At 68.1% G+C, this 15467-nt stretch carries 14 protein-coding genes and 1 pseudogene; 1 reads left to right on the forward strand and 14 read right to left on the reverse strand.

The features are described 5' to 3' along the window. The 3 genes from Q0U08_RS09905 to Q0U08_RS09915 all read right to left on the reverse strand — a co-directional run. On the reverse strand, positions 1-936 hold a 936-nt coding region (locus Q0U08_RS09905; RefSeq protein ID WP_298091287.1), incomplete at its 3' end, for an ABC transporter ATP-binding protein. 34 nt (positions 937-970) lie between these two features. Next, positions 971-1711: a DUF2243 domain-containing protein gene (locus tag Q0U08_RS09910; protein WP_298091288.1), complete on the reverse strand. Its 741-nt coding sequence runs from the start codon at positions 1709-1711 to the stop codon at positions 971-973. Between the two features lie 93 nt (positions 1712-1804). Continuing rightward, a complete protein-coding gene (locus Q0U08_RS09915) occupies positions 1805-2815 on the reverse strand; it encodes an endonuclease/exonuclease/phosphatase family protein (protein WP_298091289.1) in 1011 nt (336 codons plus the stop codon). 589 nt (positions 2816-3404) lie between these two features. Between Q0U08_RS09915 and Q0U08_RS09920 the strand changes: the two genes are divergently transcribed. Continuing rightward, positions 3405-4094, forward strand: coding sequence for a DUF1629 domain-containing protein (locus Q0U08_RS09920; protein ID WP_298091290.1), 690 nt, complete (start codon positions 3405-3407; stop codon positions 4092-4094). 375 nt (positions 4095-4469) lie between these two features. Here the strand turns inward: Q0U08_RS09920 and Q0U08_RS09925 are convergent, their stop codons facing one another. The 11 genes and pseudogenes from Q0U08_RS09925 to Q0U08_RS09975 form a co-directional block, all read right to left on the reverse strand. Further along, the gene (locus Q0U08_RS09925; protein WP_298091291.1) at positions 4470-5723 is read right to left on the reverse strand and encodes a DUF3526 domain-containing protein; all 1254 of its coding nucleotides are present in this window, start codon (positions 5721-5723) and stop codon (positions 4470-4472) included. Beyond that, positions 5723-7159: a DUF3526 domain-containing protein gene (locus Q0U08_RS09930; RefSeq protein ID WP_298091292.1), complete on the reverse strand. Its 1437-nt coding sequence runs from the start codon at positions 7157-7159 to the stop codon at positions 5723-5725. The genes Q0U08_RS09925 and Q0U08_RS09930 overlap by 1 nt, the downstream gene beginning before the upstream one ends. Continuing rightward, positions 7156-7890, reverse strand: a complete 735-nt coding sequence (locus Q0U08_RS09935; protein WP_298091293.1) for an ATP-binding cassette domain-containing protein — start codon at positions 7888-7890, stop codon at positions 7156-7158. Before Q0U08_RS09935 ends, Q0U08_RS09930 begins: the two co-directional genes overlap by 4 nt. Positions 7891-8006: 116 nt before the next feature. Continuing rightward, on the reverse strand, positions 8007-8297 hold the full coding sequence (locus tag Q0U08_RS09940) for a hypothetical protein (RefSeq protein ID WP_298091294.1): 291 nt from the start codon (positions 8295-8297) through the stop codon (positions 8007-8009). A gap of 29 nt (positions 8298-8326) precedes the next feature. Continuing rightward, positions 8327-9817: an HWE histidine kinase domain-containing protein gene (locus tag Q0U08_RS09945; protein ID WP_298091295.1), complete on the reverse strand. Its 1491-nt coding sequence runs from the start codon at positions 9815-9817 to the stop codon at positions 8327-8329. A 66-nt stretch (positions 9818-9883) separates the two neighbouring features. Beyond that, on the reverse strand, positions 9884-11503 hold the full coding sequence (locus tag Q0U08_RS09950) for a histidine kinase famiy protein (protein WP_298091296.1): 1620 nt from the start codon (positions 11501-11503) through the stop codon (positions 9884-9886). Continuing rightward, a complete protein-coding gene (locus Q0U08_RS09955; RefSeq protein ID WP_298091297.1) occupies positions 11500-12909 on the reverse strand; it encodes a DUF2254 domain-containing protein in 1410 nt (469 codons plus the stop codon). The genes Q0U08_RS09950 and Q0U08_RS09955 overlap by 4 nt, the downstream gene beginning before the upstream one ends. Beyond that, positions 12906-13499, reverse strand: a complete 594-nt coding sequence (locus tag Q0U08_RS09960) for a class I SAM-dependent methyltransferase (protein ID WP_298091298.1) — start codon at positions 13497-13499, stop codon at positions 12906-12908. Before Q0U08_RS09960 ends, Q0U08_RS09955 begins: the two co-directional genes overlap by 4 nt. Continuing rightward, positions 13496-14113, reverse strand: coding sequence for a PIG-L deacetylase family protein (locus tag Q0U08_RS09965; protein WP_298091299.1), 618 nt, complete (start codon positions 14111-14113; stop codon positions 13496-13498). The genes Q0U08_RS09960 and Q0U08_RS09965 overlap by 4 nt, the downstream gene beginning before the upstream one ends. Positions 14114-14136: 23 nt before the next feature. Further along, positions 14137-15111 (reverse strand): acyl-CoA dehydrogenase family protein, encoded by a 975-nt coding sequence (locus Q0U08_RS09970; RefSeq protein ID WP_298091300.1) that lies wholly within the window; start codon positions 15109-15111, stop codon positions 14137-14139. Then, positions 15108-15467 (reverse strand): annotated as a pseudogene (locus Q0U08_RS09975) (glycosyl transferase family 2); the annotation flags it as partial. The pseudogene Q0U08_RS09975 and the gene Q0U08_RS09970, both read right to left, overlap by 4 nt.

Below are 15467 nucleotides of genomic sequence, written 5' to 3' on the forward strand. Positions count from 1 at the left end.
GCCCAGATGCGCAAAGGACAAGGGGCCAAGCCGCTCGAACAATTCCACCGCACCGCGGAACGGCCCCTCCTCGTCCAGCACCAGATGTTCGGGGCGTACGCCCATCGTCACCGCCATACCCACGGTCGCGCGCAGCGCAGCGCGGATCTCGGCGCCGTTTTCCAGTTGCAGCGTTACGCCCTCCGCCCCGGCCGCGACCACCCGGGCCGGGGCGAAGTTCATCCCCGGCGAGCCGATCGCGCGCGCCACCGCCAGCGTCGCGGGCGCATCGTACAGCGCGATCGGCCCGCCGACCTGCTCCACCCGCCCCTCGCTCATCACCACGATGCGATTGGCCAGCGTCATCGCCTCAAGCTGGTCATGCGTGACATAGATCATCGTCGCGCCCAGCTCGCCGTGCAGCCGGGCGAACTCGTGCCGCATCCGCACGCGCAGTTCGGCGTCGAGGTTGGACAAGGGTTCGTCGAGCAACAGCACGCGCGGCCGGCGCACGATGGCGCGCGCGATCGAAACCCGCTGCCGCTGCCCGCCGGACAGGGCGCGCGGTCGCCGGTCCAGCAGCGGCGTTAGGTCCAGCGAGCCTGCCACCGCTGCCACCCGCTCGGCGATCTCCGCCTTCGGCCGGCGCGCGACGCGCAGGGGAAAGGCAATGTTCTCCGCCACCGTCAGATGCGGGTAGAGCGCATAGGACTGGAACACCATCGCCAGCCCGCGGTCGGCGGGGGCGGCATGCGTCACGTCGCGCCCGCCGATCGCGATCCGCCCCGCGCTCGGCTCCTCCAGCCCGGCGATCAGGCGCAGCAGCGTGGATTTTCCGCATCCGGACGGCCCGACGATGACGACGAACTCGCCATCCTCGATCAACAGGTCGGTCGGTGCCAGCACGTCCACCGCGCCAAAGCGCTTGCTCAGTCCCTCGATCCGGACGCTCGACACACGATCCCCTCTTTTCCCGGCAGCATACAGCCGATCAGGCGCCGCTCCAGTTGAAACATCCCGCGGGCAGTCCCGAACCGCTGACCAGCAGCGCGCCGCGGGCGTAGAAGGCGGCGCGGCGGTCGGGGGCGACATCCACCACCATCACCCCCATCGCCCGGTCGCTCCACACCAGCCGGCCACCCTCGGCCAGCACGGCGTCCATCGCTGCGGCGGGGGTCACGGCGGGGGCGAAGACCAGGGTGGTGAAGCGCGTCTCCCCCGCCGGCCGCGCCGACCAGAAGGCGGCACTCACCGTCACCAGCGCCACGATCGCCGCCGCCACGCCGCCCGCCGGCATGACCCGGCCCCGACGCAACATCCGCCAGCCCAGCAGCAGCGGCACCAGCCCGAACACGACGAACCAGATCAGATCCCACAGCAGCGGATGGGCACTGTCCACCCGGATGCGGTGGATGCCCAGCACCCAGTGCGACAGCACGCTGTCGACGACATGCCACAGCCCGAACCCGACCGGCACCGCCCCCAGCCAGCGCGTGGAGGCCGCCGCGCCCCGGTGGCGCCACAATCCCCACAGACTCGCCAGCGCGATCCCATACATCAGCGCATGAAAATAGCCGTCCCACAGCACCTGCAGGCGCAAGCTGTCGACGCCCGGCACCAGGCTGAGCAGATGATGCCATTGCAGGATCTGGTGGAGCAATATCCCGTCGAAGAACCCGCCCAGCGCAAAGCCGAGCAGTCCGCCCCACCGCACCACCGGATCCTTCACCATCTCGCCTCTCCCGCCGACCGGGGAAATCAACGCCTGGGACGGCCAAGTGGCGCCGCCCGCAAGACAATCCTTCGATCGTCGCGCGCGGGCCGGCTACCAGTCCAGCCGATAGGTCACGCGAAAGCCGTCATGGTCGGACAATTGCGGGTCGGACTCGGCGCCGTCGAACATTGCCTCCACGCGGATCGGTGTCACCCGCACCTGCGACCCCTCGGCGAAGAGCTGAAGGTCTTCGGTATCCATCCACGGTTCGTCGCCGTCCCATGACACGCGTACCGCGCAAGGGGAGGCAGGCGTCGCGCAGAATCGATGCACCATCGTCAGCCGATCCAGCGCCGCATCGAACCGCGCCAGCCGCTCGGGCGCGCCGCGCATGTTGAAGTCGCCGCCAAGGATGGTCGGAACTTTCCGCCCCTCGATCGCCGCGACGAAGCCCGCCAGATCCTCCACCTGGATCGCATGCGCCGCGCCGCTGCGCGCGGCCGGCACGCGCGACGCACCTTGTGAGTTGAGGTGCGTGTTGAAGATGTCCACCGGTTGCGGCACGCCCGGTATCCGGATGCGGACCTGCTGCATCCCCTTGTTGCTCAAACAGTCGAACCCAGCGCAGCGATGCTTGCCGAACGGTTCGGACGCATCGGCGACGATCGGATAGCGGCTGAGGATCGCCAGTCCGGAGCCGACGAGATGAAACCCGGTCTCGCCCTTCTTCCAGCGAAACGGCCCTGCGATCGGATCGAGGCCAGGCCGACGCCGCTTTTGCGTGCGCGATGGACCCCAGGCCTGATAAGGATAGCCCGCCTTGGCCATCGCGGACACCGCGGCGGGGCTGAACATCTCCTGCACCAGAACCACGTCGGGCGCCTGGCCCTGCGCGTTCAGTTCGGCCAGCCGCGCACCGATGCGGCGCAGAGAGGGCGCACGGTTGCGCCGCGCCGGCCAGCCCAGCCCCTCGATGTTGAAGGTCAGCACATCCAGCGTCGCATGCCCTTCCGCCGGCGCAGTGATGGGGGCGGTGCCGACCGGCGCGCGCACCACGGGGGGCAGCGTCGTACACCCGGCCAGCGCCAGCGCGATCAGGCCGGCCGCGGAAGGCAGTGGCATCCGCCTGTTCTTACGCGCGGTCGATCTGTCATCACGGTACGCAGTCACCGGAGCGGTCGATACCGGACCCTGCCCGTCTCGCCAACCCGACATCGTCGTTCGCCGGCACACGGTTGCAACTACGAGATTCCCGTCACGCGGAGCGCACGTTGCCGACAGGAATGCATGCGACCGGACTCTTTGCCTCGCACACCGCGCAACCCGTGGAAAGGGCATCCTTCCGGCATGGGAACCTGGTCGAAGGCTGGTCAAAGCCGCATGCCAGGGGTTCACGTTTGGCGTGTCATTTTGTCCCGAGCCGGAACCGACCGGGGCGCATAGATCGTGTGACAACTAAGGTGACACCGTTCGATGCCGATCGGCTCGACAGTCGTTCCGACACACATGGGCACGTTTGCGGAGCGTCGCGCTTCTTCATGTCCGACGGGCAGTTTCGAGAAACCGCATTCGGAGACACATTTCGAGAAAGGCGGTTGACCGCCGTGCATGCGATCCAACAACAGTCCGCGGCTGTCTTCCTGCACCGTCGTTTTCGGGAAGGCCGCAGCAGTTACGTTTGCCAAGCAACCTAAAAATAAGGCAACGGAAAATGAAAATCACACGCACCATCCAAGTTCCAGGCGACGCATTGCTTCCGCCTTCGGCAACGCCGCTTCCGCCAGAGGGCATTCCGCCGAACGAAGGGTGGATCGTAATACCTCCAGTGGATCCCATCTATACCGAGCAGACGCATTTTACCTTTCACGGCTACGGTATGAACTCTCAGCTAGCCGAGGCGGAACGCCTCAACGAACCGGACCTTTTTGGGCGTCACTATGGAAGTGGCAGGGGCGTGCAAGGCTTACCTTCACCAACATGGCGTATCACACCGTCTAAAAAACCACTGCCCGACGCTTGGGAAGGGTCTGGCTGTTTCTACCTTTCTGGCCGTCTTGTAGAGATTTTGGAGAAACTGGCACCAGGGGCAATAGATAAAGTGCCGATGAGGATTGAGGATCGCGATGGTGGCCTCGTAAGAGATGATTATTTTATCGCTGACGTGGTCCAGCATTATGCTGCTATTGATTGGGCAAACTCTCAGGTTCTTTACTCCAGGATCGGGAACTACCCGCCGTTTCCGTCACCGAGTTTCACAAGGATGATTCCCAATCTTCCTGAAGGTTTGGTGATGTTTAGAGATAACGTAAAAAGGTCAACCGTGTATGTCACGCGCGATGCGAAAGACGTACTTGGAAGGATGAAGCCGAAGTTGCGCGGAGTAGAATTTGGCGGCGCATAATTAGCCTATAATGACGGAAAGCCGTTTGGTAGGGATGTCATAACCGAGCAATAGCACTAAGCATTCGACGCTGCCCCGTCCGGCGAAATTCTTGCTGGAAGGTTCAGACGGAAAACCGATGCCGGTCAAATGGCCGTTGAATGTGAACGTGTTTGACGGCCTCAAGCGTTGCTGGGGTCAGCCGTATACAGTTGCCTATGCCCGCTCGGCCCCATTGCGCCGCATAATAATCTCAGATACCGAATAGCCTATTCCCGATATTGGCTCCCAATCAGGACGGTCGCACGGCCTGGCGTGCGATGTTGACGATCCTCTCACCGAACCGCGAAAGAGCCGCCTGTCCGGGCGCCTGTCAAGTGCGACGCCTGATGCCCCTCACCGCGCATCGAACCGCGGCGCTGCCCTGAAGTCCGCCAGTCCGAACGGCCGGTCGCGAAACAGATACGCATAATAGAATTCGCGCAGCGCCCGGTGATAGTCACGTACCCGGTCACGATAGGCCAGTTGCGCGCGCGTATCGGTATCCGCCAGCCGGGCCAGCGCCGCCTGCACGCCGACGGGCGGCAACAGCCAACCCAACGCATTGCCCGCCGCGGCGCGCCGCTCCAGCCCGGCACGATAGGCCGCAACTTGTGGCGCCACGCTACGGTCGCCATTCTGGTGGAAGGCGAAATACCATTTCCAGTGAAAGGCGATCGGCAATGGCGCCGAATCCGCCCATTGCGGATGCTCGGCATAGAAGCGCCGCATCGTCGCCTCACGCGGAATGTCCCATGCATCGTTCACCGCCTCGCGCTGCGCCAGCGCGATCGCGCTGCCCGGCGGCACCGGCACCAGCCGGTTGACCGCGACATGCGCCGCGGCGGGCACCACCAGCACCAGCAACAGCCAGATCGCCGCCAGCGTTGCGGCATTGGTCACCGAACTCCACCGCAGGCGCGACACCAGCGCGGCCACGCCCACCCAGAAGCCGGTATAGGCGACTGTCAGCGCCAGCACCGCGAGCACCGTCACCGGGCCTACTCCCGACACCGCCGCACCCACGAGGAACGGCACGCCTACCGCCAGCACGATCAGCGCGAGACGCAGCAGCGTGCGCCGCCGCATCACCCGGCGCGCACCGCCCGGCAACACTGCCAGCATCCGCGCGCGCCCCGCCTCGCGCTCGCCCGATGCCAGATCATGAAACAGCGCAATGGTGAACAGCGGCACCAGGAAGACCAGCACGAACGCCCATTCGAACCGGCCGGGCAGCGCCAGCTCCGGGTTGAAATTATCGCCGTCATAGATCTGCGCCTCCAGCCCCAGCGCGCGGATGCGCAGGATATAGGGGGAAACATCGCGCATCCCGAGCGCCGCAAAGGCCAGCGGCGATGGCGGATCCCAGGTCGCGTGGAAGGTATAATAGGCCGCGTCGCCCGGATCGCCCTTTGGCGCGGCCCAGCGCGCGACGGCGGCGACATCCTCCGCTTGGGCCGGCGCGATCCGGGCGATCGCGGCGCGCTGCCGGGCAACCTCCGCCAGCCCGGTCGCGACCGATGCCGCGCCGAGCAGCGCCAGCAGGATCAGCGCGGCCAGCGCCAGCCGGTTGCGCAGCAACAGGATCAGTTCGTAACGCCAGATACGCATCAGCGCGCTCCCAACCGGCGGGTGACGAGCGCGAGCCCGCCCAGCGCCGCGATCAGCCATGCCGCCACCATCGCCAGCCCCGGCAACGCCGCCACGGCCAGCGTGGCGTCGGTGGCGGCGTTGAAGGTGAAGGGCGGGATCGCCTGCCAATGATCGGCACCGATCCGCTTGCGGCGGTCCGCCCCTGCGTCCTTGGCGGTGTCGTCGGTGTAGCGCACGCTGTCCGCCTGCAACTGGTTCAGCCGCTGCACGAGCGCGTAGCGATAGCGTTCGGCCTGCTCCAGAAAGCGCTGGTGACCGGCATTGTCGGTGCCCGCCGCCGCCATCGACAGGTCGCGCAGCGCCACCGCCGGGCTCAGCAGGCCGGCCGCCGCGACCAGCGCCCCCTGCCGTTCCTGCGCGGCAAAGCCCGCTGCAGCATAACGGTCGAACAGGCCGGAGGTGATCCGCTCGCCCTCCACCGCCAGCAGGCCCTTGTAGTTGACCGGCAGATCCTCGATCCGCTCGACACCGTAACGCGCCAGCGTGCGCCGCTTGAACGCGGCAAAGGTGGGATCATCGGGATTGTGGCTGTCGCCGGCGCGGCGCAGGTCGCGCGCGATGGCGATATCGGTATCGATGCGGTTGGCCAGCGGCACCGCGGTCCCTGCGATATCGGGGGCGACGCGCGGCACCAGCACCACCGTCACCGACCACAGGGCGAGCAGCACCAGCAGCGCATCGCGCGACCGCTTCACCGCGGCGGACACCAGCACCACCAGCACCGTCCACAGCGCCAGATACGCGAAATAGCCGGCCGCGATCACCAGCATCGGCAGTGCATGCGCGCCCGGCTGCCCCGCGATCAGCGCGAAGCCGATCACCGCCGGCACTCCGGCGATCGCCGCCACCGTGCCCAGCGCGGCCAGCTTGCCGCCGACGATGCTCCGCCGCGACGCACCGCCCACCAGCAACGGACGAAGCGTCCCCCGCTCCCGCTCGCGCGCCACCGCACCGAAGCCCAGAAAGATCAGCAGCAGCGGCGCAACCGCTTGCAGCCCAAAGGCGGGTGTCAGTTGCCCGAAGCGCACCAGCATCGAACTTTGCTGCACATCGCCGAAATTGGCGGTGTTCTGGCGGTGCCCTTCCAGGAACATGCTGTTGCCGGTGAAGGCATCGACGCCCGGATCGAACGCCGCCAGCGGCCCCAGCGGGCGATAGATGAACTGGCCATAATGGACCATGCGGTGCGGGTGGCGATCGGGTTGCGCGTTGAACGCGGCCGCGGCCTCCGCCTGCTGGCGCGCGCGCGTGTCGGCGATGGCGCGCTGATGCCCCCAGGCGGTCAGCGATGCGACCAGCGTCAGCACCACCAGCAGCATCAGCGCGACCGCCGCCACGCGGTTGCGCGCCATCAGCCGCAACTCGTCGCGCGCAATCAACCGGGCCGCGCTCATGCCGCGATCCGCTGCTGGAACCGGTCGTGCAGCGCCCGTACGTCGAACCGCTCCGGACCGACCGCCGCAATCTCGTCGGCGATGCGCCCCCCGTCCAGATACCCGATCCGGTCCGCCAGATCGGCCGCGCTCAACAGGTCGTGCGTCACCATCAGCACCGCGGTGCCCCGGTCGCGCACGGCATGAAGCAGCCGGTTGAAGTCAGCGGTCGCACGGGGGTCCAGCCCCGATGTCGGCTCGTCCAGCAGCAGCACCGGCACCGCGCGAAGGAGCGCCACCGCGATTGCCACCTTCTGCCGCATTCCCTTCGAATAGCCCCCCAGCCGCCGGTCCCACGCATCCTCGCCCAGCCCCGCCGCCACGAACGCCGCACCGATCTCGTCGCGGACCCGCGGCTCGCCGGCCAGCGCCAGCAGATAATCGGCATTCTCCATGCCGCTCAAATGATCGTACAGCGCGACGTTTTCGGGCAGATAGGCGATCCGCGCCCGCGCCCCGTCCGCATCGCGGCCGGGATCGATCCCGGCGACTGACACGCGCCCCCGTTCCACCCCGGTGAAGCCGAGCAGCACTGACAAGGTCGTCGACTTGCCCGCCCCGTTGCCGCCGAGCAGCGCATAGATCTCGCCCGCCGCGACGTGCAGCGACAGGTCGTGCAGCACGCGGTGGTCGCCGTAGCGAACGGCAATATCGCCGAGCGCGATCGCGGCGGCAGCGTCAATGGTCGACATGGGTGTTTCCCCGGGAAAACAGCGAATTCGTTGGGGCGCTCATGACGTGCCGGACCAAAGCCTGTCAACGGCGATGTTGTAACATTTCATATCCGGCCGCCGGGTCCGGCCCCGTCTCAGGCGTCGATCGACGGTAGTGACGCGAACCAATCCGCATAGCAGGTGGTGCGCGCCATGCGGCGGTTCAGGTCGGGCGCGCCGTCGGTCCACCATACCGGGCCACGCTCGCCCAGGGCGTGCTTGGCCGCATCGACCGCCGCATGCGCCACCGCCTCGCCTGCCGCATCGCCCGCGCGCCGCGCGACACCCACCGCCCGCCGCGCCGCCATCAACGCGTTCACCAGTTCCTGCCGCCGCGCGGGCGCCAGCCCGGGATCAGCGGTGCGCCACAATCGCCCACGCACCACGATATAACGGCCATCAGGCGTGGTCAGGGTCAGACCGGCGCCTCGATCTCGAAGCGCACGCCCTCCGGCAGATAGACGATGGCGGGCACACCGCGCACATGGGGGCCAAGCACCCGCGCGATCATGCGGCTGCCAAAGCCGGTCCGCGCGGGCGGCACGACCGGCGGGCCGTCATGCTCGCTCCACGAAAAGGTGAAATAGCGATCCGCCCCCGCCCCGCACAGCGCCCAGCGGATCACCACCTGCCCCTGTGGCGCGGCCAGCGCGCCATATTTGATCGCGTTCGTCGCCAGTTCGTACAGCGCCATCGACAGCGCCAGCGTGATTTCGGGCGCCAGCCGGATCACTGGCCCCTCCGCCGAAAAGCGATGCCCGTCACGGTCGATGAACGGCGCCAGCACCCGCGCGACGATGTCGCCGATCGCCGCCCCCTCGACCTCGTCCTGGATCAATAGCTCGTGCGCGGTGCCCAGGCTGGCGATACGCCCCGCCACCGCCTGCCGTGCCTCGGCCAGCGAGGGGGCATCGCGCAGCGTCTGGCTGACCACCGCGCCCACCGTGGCCAGCGTGTTCTTCACCCGGTGGGTCAGTTCGCGCGCCAGTATCGCACGGTGTTCCTCGGCGAACTTCCGGTCGGAGATGTCGGTGGAAAAGCCCGCGATCATGCGCCGCGTGCCGTCCTGCCCGTGCTGCATCTCGGCGCGTGCCCCCACCCAGCGCTGGTCGCCCGCCGGTGTCAGGATTCGGAATTCGGTCGCGCACGGCCGGCCATGCCGGATGGTCGCGACCATATCCGCGCGCATCCGTCCGGCATCGTCGGGGTGAACGCACGCCAGCAGGTCGGCATAGGTAAAGGGCAGGTTCGGCATTCGCCCGAACAGCGCCTTGCAACTGTCCGATGCCACCAGCTCGCGCGTCGCCAGGTCGAACGACCAGGTGCCCAGCCCGCCCGCCTGCAGCGCCAGCGCCAGCCGCGCCTGACGCTCGGCCAGCGCCGCCTCGCGCCGGGCCACCGTCGCGGTCAACCGCTCGCGATCCTCCTGCAGCCGCGCCAGCCGGTGCCGCTCCACCGTCACGTCCAGTTGCGAGGCGACGAACCAGCGTGGCGCGCCCTCCGCATCACGCACCGGCGTGACCCGCAGCCGGTTCCAGAACGGCGTGCCATCGCGCCGATGGTTCAGCAGGTCGATCTCGATCGGCTCGCCCACCGCCACCGCGGCACGCAGCCGTGCCACGTCCGTCGCGTCGGTCAACGGCCCCTGCATGAAGCGGCAGTTACGTCCGAGTATCTCGGCCGCGGGATAGCCGGTCAGCGCCTCGAACGCGGCGTTGCAATAAACGATCGGCGTATCGGGCAGATGGGCATCGCACACCACCATCGCCGCCTGCGACAACGCGAATGCCGCGAGGATTGGATCGTCGGGATCCAGACGCCGCACGAAATCGTCCAGCGCCGCGCGGGTCGCGGGCGGCGCGTCGAACGGCCGGATGGGCGTCGGGGCAAGGGGCGGTCGGTCCAAAGTTCGTCCAGCTTAAAGAAGCTTGGCACGGCGATCAATCGAGCCGCAACCGTACCGAACGGCCCGTCACCCCACGCCGGTCGGGCCATCCATCACCTGCCGCACCCTTATCGCCAGATCACTGCGTTTGTACGGTTTCTGGATCAGTTCGAACTCCGCGCCACGGGCATCGACCCGCTCGATCGAGGATTCGGCATAGCCCGTGGTCAACAGCACGCGCATCCGCGGCCACCGTCGTTTTACCTCACGCGCCAGCATCACGCCGTTCATTCCGCCCGGCATGATCAGGTCGCTGAACAGCAGGTCGATCGCGTCGCTGCCATCCAATATGGCAAGCGCCGCATCGGCATTCTCAGCGCGCAGCACGGTATAGCCGAATTCAGTCAACACCGCCTCGGCATAATCGCCGACATCCACCTGATCCTCGACCAGCAACACCGTTTCGGTGCCCCGCTTGTCCGCCAGAGACCGGGGCGGCCCGGCACGTTGCGGTTCGGTGCCGGCATGTTCGCAGGGAAACAGCATGCGTACCGTCGTGCCATGCCCTTCCTCGGAATGCAGTTGCAAGGCGCCGCCCGATTGCTTCATGAAGCCATAGACCATCGACAGGCCCAGCCCCGTGCCCTTGCCCTGATCCTTGGTGGTGAAGAACGGCTCGGTGACGCGCGCCAGGATCTCGGGCGACATGCCGGCGCCCTCGTCGGTGATCGACAGCATCACGTAATGGCCCGGCGCCAACTCGCCAAAGCCCTTGTCGCCCGCCTCGACCGTGCGGTTGACCACCTCGATGGTGATCGTGCCGCCGGCGGGCATCGCATCGCGCGCGTTGATCAGGATATTGATGATCGCCAGCTCGGCCTGGGTCGGATCGATCCGCGCGTTGCAGGTCGGTGCGTCGTGCCGGATACGGATGGTGATCGCACCGCCCGCCGTTCGTTCGATCAGCGGCTGGAGCTGGTCCACCAGATCGACCAGATTGACGATCCGCCCCTGCAACTTCTGTTTGCGTGAAAAGGCGAGCAGTTGCTGGGTCAGCGTCGCGCCGCGTTCCGCCGCCTGCAACACCGCACGCATGGACCGCGCCGCCTTTTCGCGATCGAATGGTCCGTCACGCTCCAGATTGTTCAGCACGATATCGCCGAACCCCTGGATCACGGTCAGCAGGTTGTTGAAATCATGCGCCACCCCGCCGGTCAACTGGCCGACCGCCTCCATCTTCTGCGCCTGGCGCAAACCCTCCTCGGCATCTCGGCGCCGCGTCACGTCCAGTTGCGAGGCAAAGAAGTAGATCAGTTCGCCATCGACATCGTAGACGGGCGAGATGAACAGCGCGTTCCAGAACGCGGCGCCGTTCTTCTTGTAATTCAGCACCTCGACCGATGTTTCCCGCCGCTGCTCGACCGCGCGGCGCACCTCGGCGATCGTGTCGCGGTCGGTATCGGGGCCCTGCAGCAAACGGCAATTCTGGCCGATCAGCTCGTCCCAGCCATAACCGGTCATGTGGATGAAGGCAGGGTTGGCAAAGACGATCGGATTGTCATGCCGATTGGGATCGGTGACGATCATCGGCATCCGCGTGGTCTGCACCGCGGCGAAGAAGATCGTGTTATGATCGCTTCCCATGTCATGATCGGCATGGCCGGACAGATAGGGGGGAGGTCCGCCCTTCGGCTTTTCGGGTGTCATTGCGGCCCCTTCTGTTCTTTCACGCTGGCAGTGGCATGTCCCGAAGCGCCGGCTGGCCGCCGATCAAACTGATCGAGATTGGGATCGTTCCGGGTGTTTCCGCGTGTGTGACCACTTTCATCGGTGCTCTCCCCATCCACCATTGCACGGGGCAGCCAGTATCGGTCGTGGCTTTGCCGGAACGCCGCCAGATCCTCCGCGTCTTCCATGACGGTTGCGACCCGGGCCGCCTGTCGCTTCGCCATGGCGGCGATCGGCGCCCGTGCCGCGGGCAGGCCGGCATGCAACGCGGCGAGCGTGCTGCTCAGCCGCAGCGACACCTCCACCTCCTTGGCGCCTTCACGCAGGATCGGGCGGAACGCATCGTCCAGCATGTCCTCCATGCTCGGTCGCCCCAGATGGACGGGATATCGCCCGCACTCGTCGTCCCGGCCGGATGCCGCCCCCGGCCCCAGCGCCAGCAGCACGCGCAGCAGCGCGTTCAGCACCTCGATCGCCGTGCCCGGATCGTTGGTCGCCGGTGCCAGCGCGCGGCTGGCGATCTCGGACAGCGAGATCAGGCCGAGCCGCGGGTCCTGCTCGAACCGTCGGTGCCGCTCGATGGTGAACGCCGCGGCGAGCGCCCGGCATACCGTATCGCCAGGCCGCCCCTCCACCCGCATCATGTCGCGCGCCGGGTGGACCATCGTGCCGGGCAACGCCACGACATGCACGACCAGCCCGTGCTTCTCGGCCAGGCGGCCAAGTGCCGGCACGTCGACATGCGTGACATAGCCGGTGTCCGGGCTGCCGATGGCGGTGGCATGGTCCGGCACCGCGATCGCCGGGCGGCCGCACAGCACCGGATGCGCTGCGAAATCCGCCATCGCCCTGGTCGCGGCGTCTTCCACCCGGTCGATCACATCGGACATCCGCCCGAAACCGGTGATATGGCCGATCCAGCGCAGCAGCGTGACGACGACCAGCAGGATGATGACCACGGTCGCGGCGAACAGGATGATCCGTCCGTCCGAGCCATAGGCGCTCGTCTTCAGCCCGACGATGCCGACCATGGAAAAGACGAACGCACCCAGAAAGGTCGACAGCGCATTCTGCGACGTAGAATCGCCCAGCATCAGTTGCGTCGCGCGCGGGGTGCCCAGTTGCGTCGCCGATCCATAGGCGCTGACCATCGCGGTCAACGAGAAGGTGGTCACCGCCAGCATGCTGGACGCCATGATCTGCAGGATGGTGCCAACCGAATCCTGCCCGATCTTCACGTCGAAGTCATAGGGCAGATAGGGCGTGACGATCCCGGCCAGGATCGCCAGCGCGACGCTGCACAGGCTGATCAGCGCGGCCCTGAACCACACTCGCCGGACGATCCGGCGCATTATCCACGACCAGCGTCCCATCGCCCCCGTCATCCTTGTCCGTCCGTCCGCAGGATGCAGGCAAGCACCGCCCAGCGCGCATTGCGTCGCACGACACGCACGCGCCAACGTCGTCCCGTCGCGGCCAGGAACGCCCGGTGCAGCGGAGCGGCATGTTGGGCGAAGTCGTGGAAGTCGATGCGGTGATGCGCCAGCACCAGCATGCCGCCAGGCGCCAGCACGCGCGCCACGTCGCGGGCGGTGCGGGCCATCGCACGCGGCGCCAAATAATAGAGCAGCTCGGCGATCACCACCGCGTCATAACGCCCGCGTGGCAGACGCGTTGGTACGGCAAGGCGTAGCGCGCGGGCGCGGCGTCCCTGTGCCCGGATCGCCCGCGCGACCAGCGCGCTACCGCCGGCGGTCGCCTCTGTCGCATCCAGCCGAAGCGCGCGGGGTGCGATGGCGGCGCTGTTCGACCCGTTGCCTGCCGCCAGCTCCAGCACCCGCCCCCATGGTCCCGCACCCAGCCCGTGCAGGATCGCGTGCCGCTTCACGCGCTCGTCCCGATCCGTGAAGGTGCGCCACGGATCGTCGCTGCCGGCGAATGCCTCCTCGAACCCGGCAAGGGTGATCGGCCTCATCGCCGCACCGCCACAAAGCATTCCTGCGGCCGGCTGAACGCGGCGATCTGCGCGCGCGTCATGGTGAAGCCGGTGGGATCATCGCCGATCCGCCCGGTTTGCGTGGCATAGCGGCGGATGGCGTGGCGCTTGGCCAGTCGCTCCTGAGCAGTCAGCGGCATCGGGGTCGCTCCGCGCAACCGGTTACCTGCCGGCCATACCGGATAGGCGAACCAGCGCAGGCCGGGCATCGCCACGCGCGTCGCACAGGCCGCGACGACGCGGTGGTCGGGATGGTCGTCGTCGATCGCGGGAACCAGCGCCGCCACCGGCCGGGCCAGCCGGGCCGCCACGCGCGCGATGCCATGCCGCGCTCGCCCGGCATGGGCCGCCAGTGCCCCATCGGGCAGGTTCAGAAACGTCACCGCTCCCGCCGCGACCCCGATGCGCCGCATCGCCGCGCGCGTCTCGCGTCGTCGCTCCGCCACCAGCCGCGCGCGCGGCCACTTCGCGCTGCCGGGGTGCGAGGCCCGGCCGTCGGTCACCACCAGCACCTGCACCGCCACGCCGCGCCGACGCAGCCGCGCGATCAGCGCATGTGCCGCGATCGTCTCGTCATCGGGGTGCGGGGCCACCACGAGGAGCGATCGGGGCGTCCTCACAAATCCACCCGCAGGGTGCCCGCCGCCACCGCCGCGCCCACCTGCATCCTCTGCGCATCGGGCGCGGGCTGGCGCAGATAGGTGGACAGGTCGGCGATCCGCGCGGCGAGCGGATGGGTGGTGAACTGCGCCTGCACGCCCACCGCTTCCTGCGCCAGCGCGATCACCTGCGTGCCCGCGCCGTACACCGCCGTCCGCGCCGCGGCGACCAGCGGCAGGTGCGCATCCGGGTCGTCGAACCATCCCTCGCCCGCGGCGCGCACCGCGGCGTTCGCCGCTTGCGCCAGCGCGTACATCGACGCCAGCCGCGCCGCCTGGTGCGGATCGCCCGCCCGCCCGGCCGTCACCAGGTGATCGCGCGCGCCCTCCACCACCGCGGCGATCCCGCCCGCCTGCACCGCCGCGAAGCGCAGCGCTCCACCCGCGAACCACGGCTCGCGCACATAATCGCCCGCCACCCCGATCAGATCGTCCGGCGCTACCTCCGCGCTCTCCCACCGCACCACATGGCTCTCCGACCGCTGCATCCCGGCCACCTGCCATACGCTGCGATCGACCACCGGCGGCGTGCGCGCCAGATCGAGCAGGATCAACTGCCGCCCACCCTCGGCATCCACCGTCACCAGCGCATGGCTGAGCAGCCCCGCTCCCGAGGCGAAGCTCTTGCCCCCCGACAGCCGCCTGTCCGCCAGCGTCAGCGCCTCGCCCGGCAGATCGGCATTCCACACCCCCAGCGTCGCGCCCCTCGCCACCATCTCCGCCACCCGCGCGCGCTGCTCCTCGCGCGCATAGCGCATGACGATCTGCACCGCATCGACATGCCCCTCGAACAACCGCCCGAGCGGCAGGTCCTCGCGCCCCACGTCATGCAACAGCCGCAACAGCCGCATCATCGCCCCGCTGTCCACCGGATCGCCCGGTCCGTCCAGCCGCCGCGTCAGCGCCCCGATCCGCTCGGCCATTGCGCTCACGCCGCCACCGCCTGCGCACCGGCCAGCATCGCCAGCTCCACCTCGGCCACCGCCAGCGTCACCTGCCGCATCCCCGTCGGCGGCACCGGCACCACCCGCATCGCGAACGCCTCCGCATCGGGGCAATCCCGCGCCACCCCGATCAGATGATCGGTGGTCAGCCCGATCGGCACCGCCCGCGCGTTTATCTCCCTGCGCAGGAACGCGGCCCTTGCCGCCGCCTGCATCCGATACTGCCACGCCGCATCGGCGGGATGCGCGACCTGCACCGCGCCGCCACGATCGAGCGTGCGCAGCGCGTGCGCCAGTCCCCCCGCCGCACGCCCGCTACGCCGCGCCGACGTCCGCACCACCAC

The sequence above is a fragment of the uncultured Sphingomonas sp. genome, from assembly GCF_946477935.1.
Classification (GTDB): Bacteria; Pseudomonadota; Alphaproteobacteria; order Sphingomonadales; family Sphingomonadaceae; genus Sphingomonas.

What these genes read in the sequence shown, in the direction of transcription:
- Q0U08_RS09910 (WP_298091288.1), bottom strand. Translation starts at nt 1,711, where the DNA reads ATGGTGAAGGATCCGGTGGTGCGGTGGGGCGGACTGCTCGGCTTTGCG.
- Q0U08_RS09915 (WP_298091289.1), bottom strand. Translation starts at nt 2,815, where the DNA reads ATGCCACTGCCTTCCGCGGCCGGCCTGATCGCGCTGGCGCTGGCCGGG.
- Q0U08_RS09920 (WP_298091290.1), top strand. Translation starts at nt 3,405, where the DNA reads ATGAAAATCACACGCACCATCCAAGTTCCAGGCGACGCATTGCTTCCG.
- Q0U08_RS09925 (WP_298091291.1), bottom strand. Translation starts at nt 5,723, where the DNA reads ATGCGTATCTGGCGTTACGAACTGATCCTGTTGCTGCGCAACCGGCTG.
- Q0U08_RS09930 (WP_298091292.1), bottom strand. Translation starts at nt 7,159, where the DNA reads ATGAGCGCGGCCCGGTTGATTGCGCGCGACGAGTTGCGGCTGATGGCG.
- Q0U08_RS09935 (WP_298091293.1), bottom strand. Translation starts at nt 7,890, where the DNA reads ATGTCGACCATTGACGCTGCCGCCGCGATCGCGCTCGGCGATATTGCC.
- Q0U08_RS09950 (WP_298091296.1), bottom strand. Translation starts at nt 11,503, where the DNA reads ATGACACCCGAAAAGCCGAAGGGCGGACCTCCCCCCTATCTGTCCGGC.
- Q0U08_RS09955 (WP_298091297.1), bottom strand. Translation starts at nt 12,909, where the DNA reads ATGACGGGGGCGATGGGACGCTGGTCGTGGATAATGCGCCGGATCGTC.
- Q0U08_RS09960 (WP_298091298.1), bottom strand. Translation starts at nt 13,499, where the DNA reads ATGAGGCCGATCACCCTTGCCGGGTTCGAGGAGGCATTCGCCGGCAGC.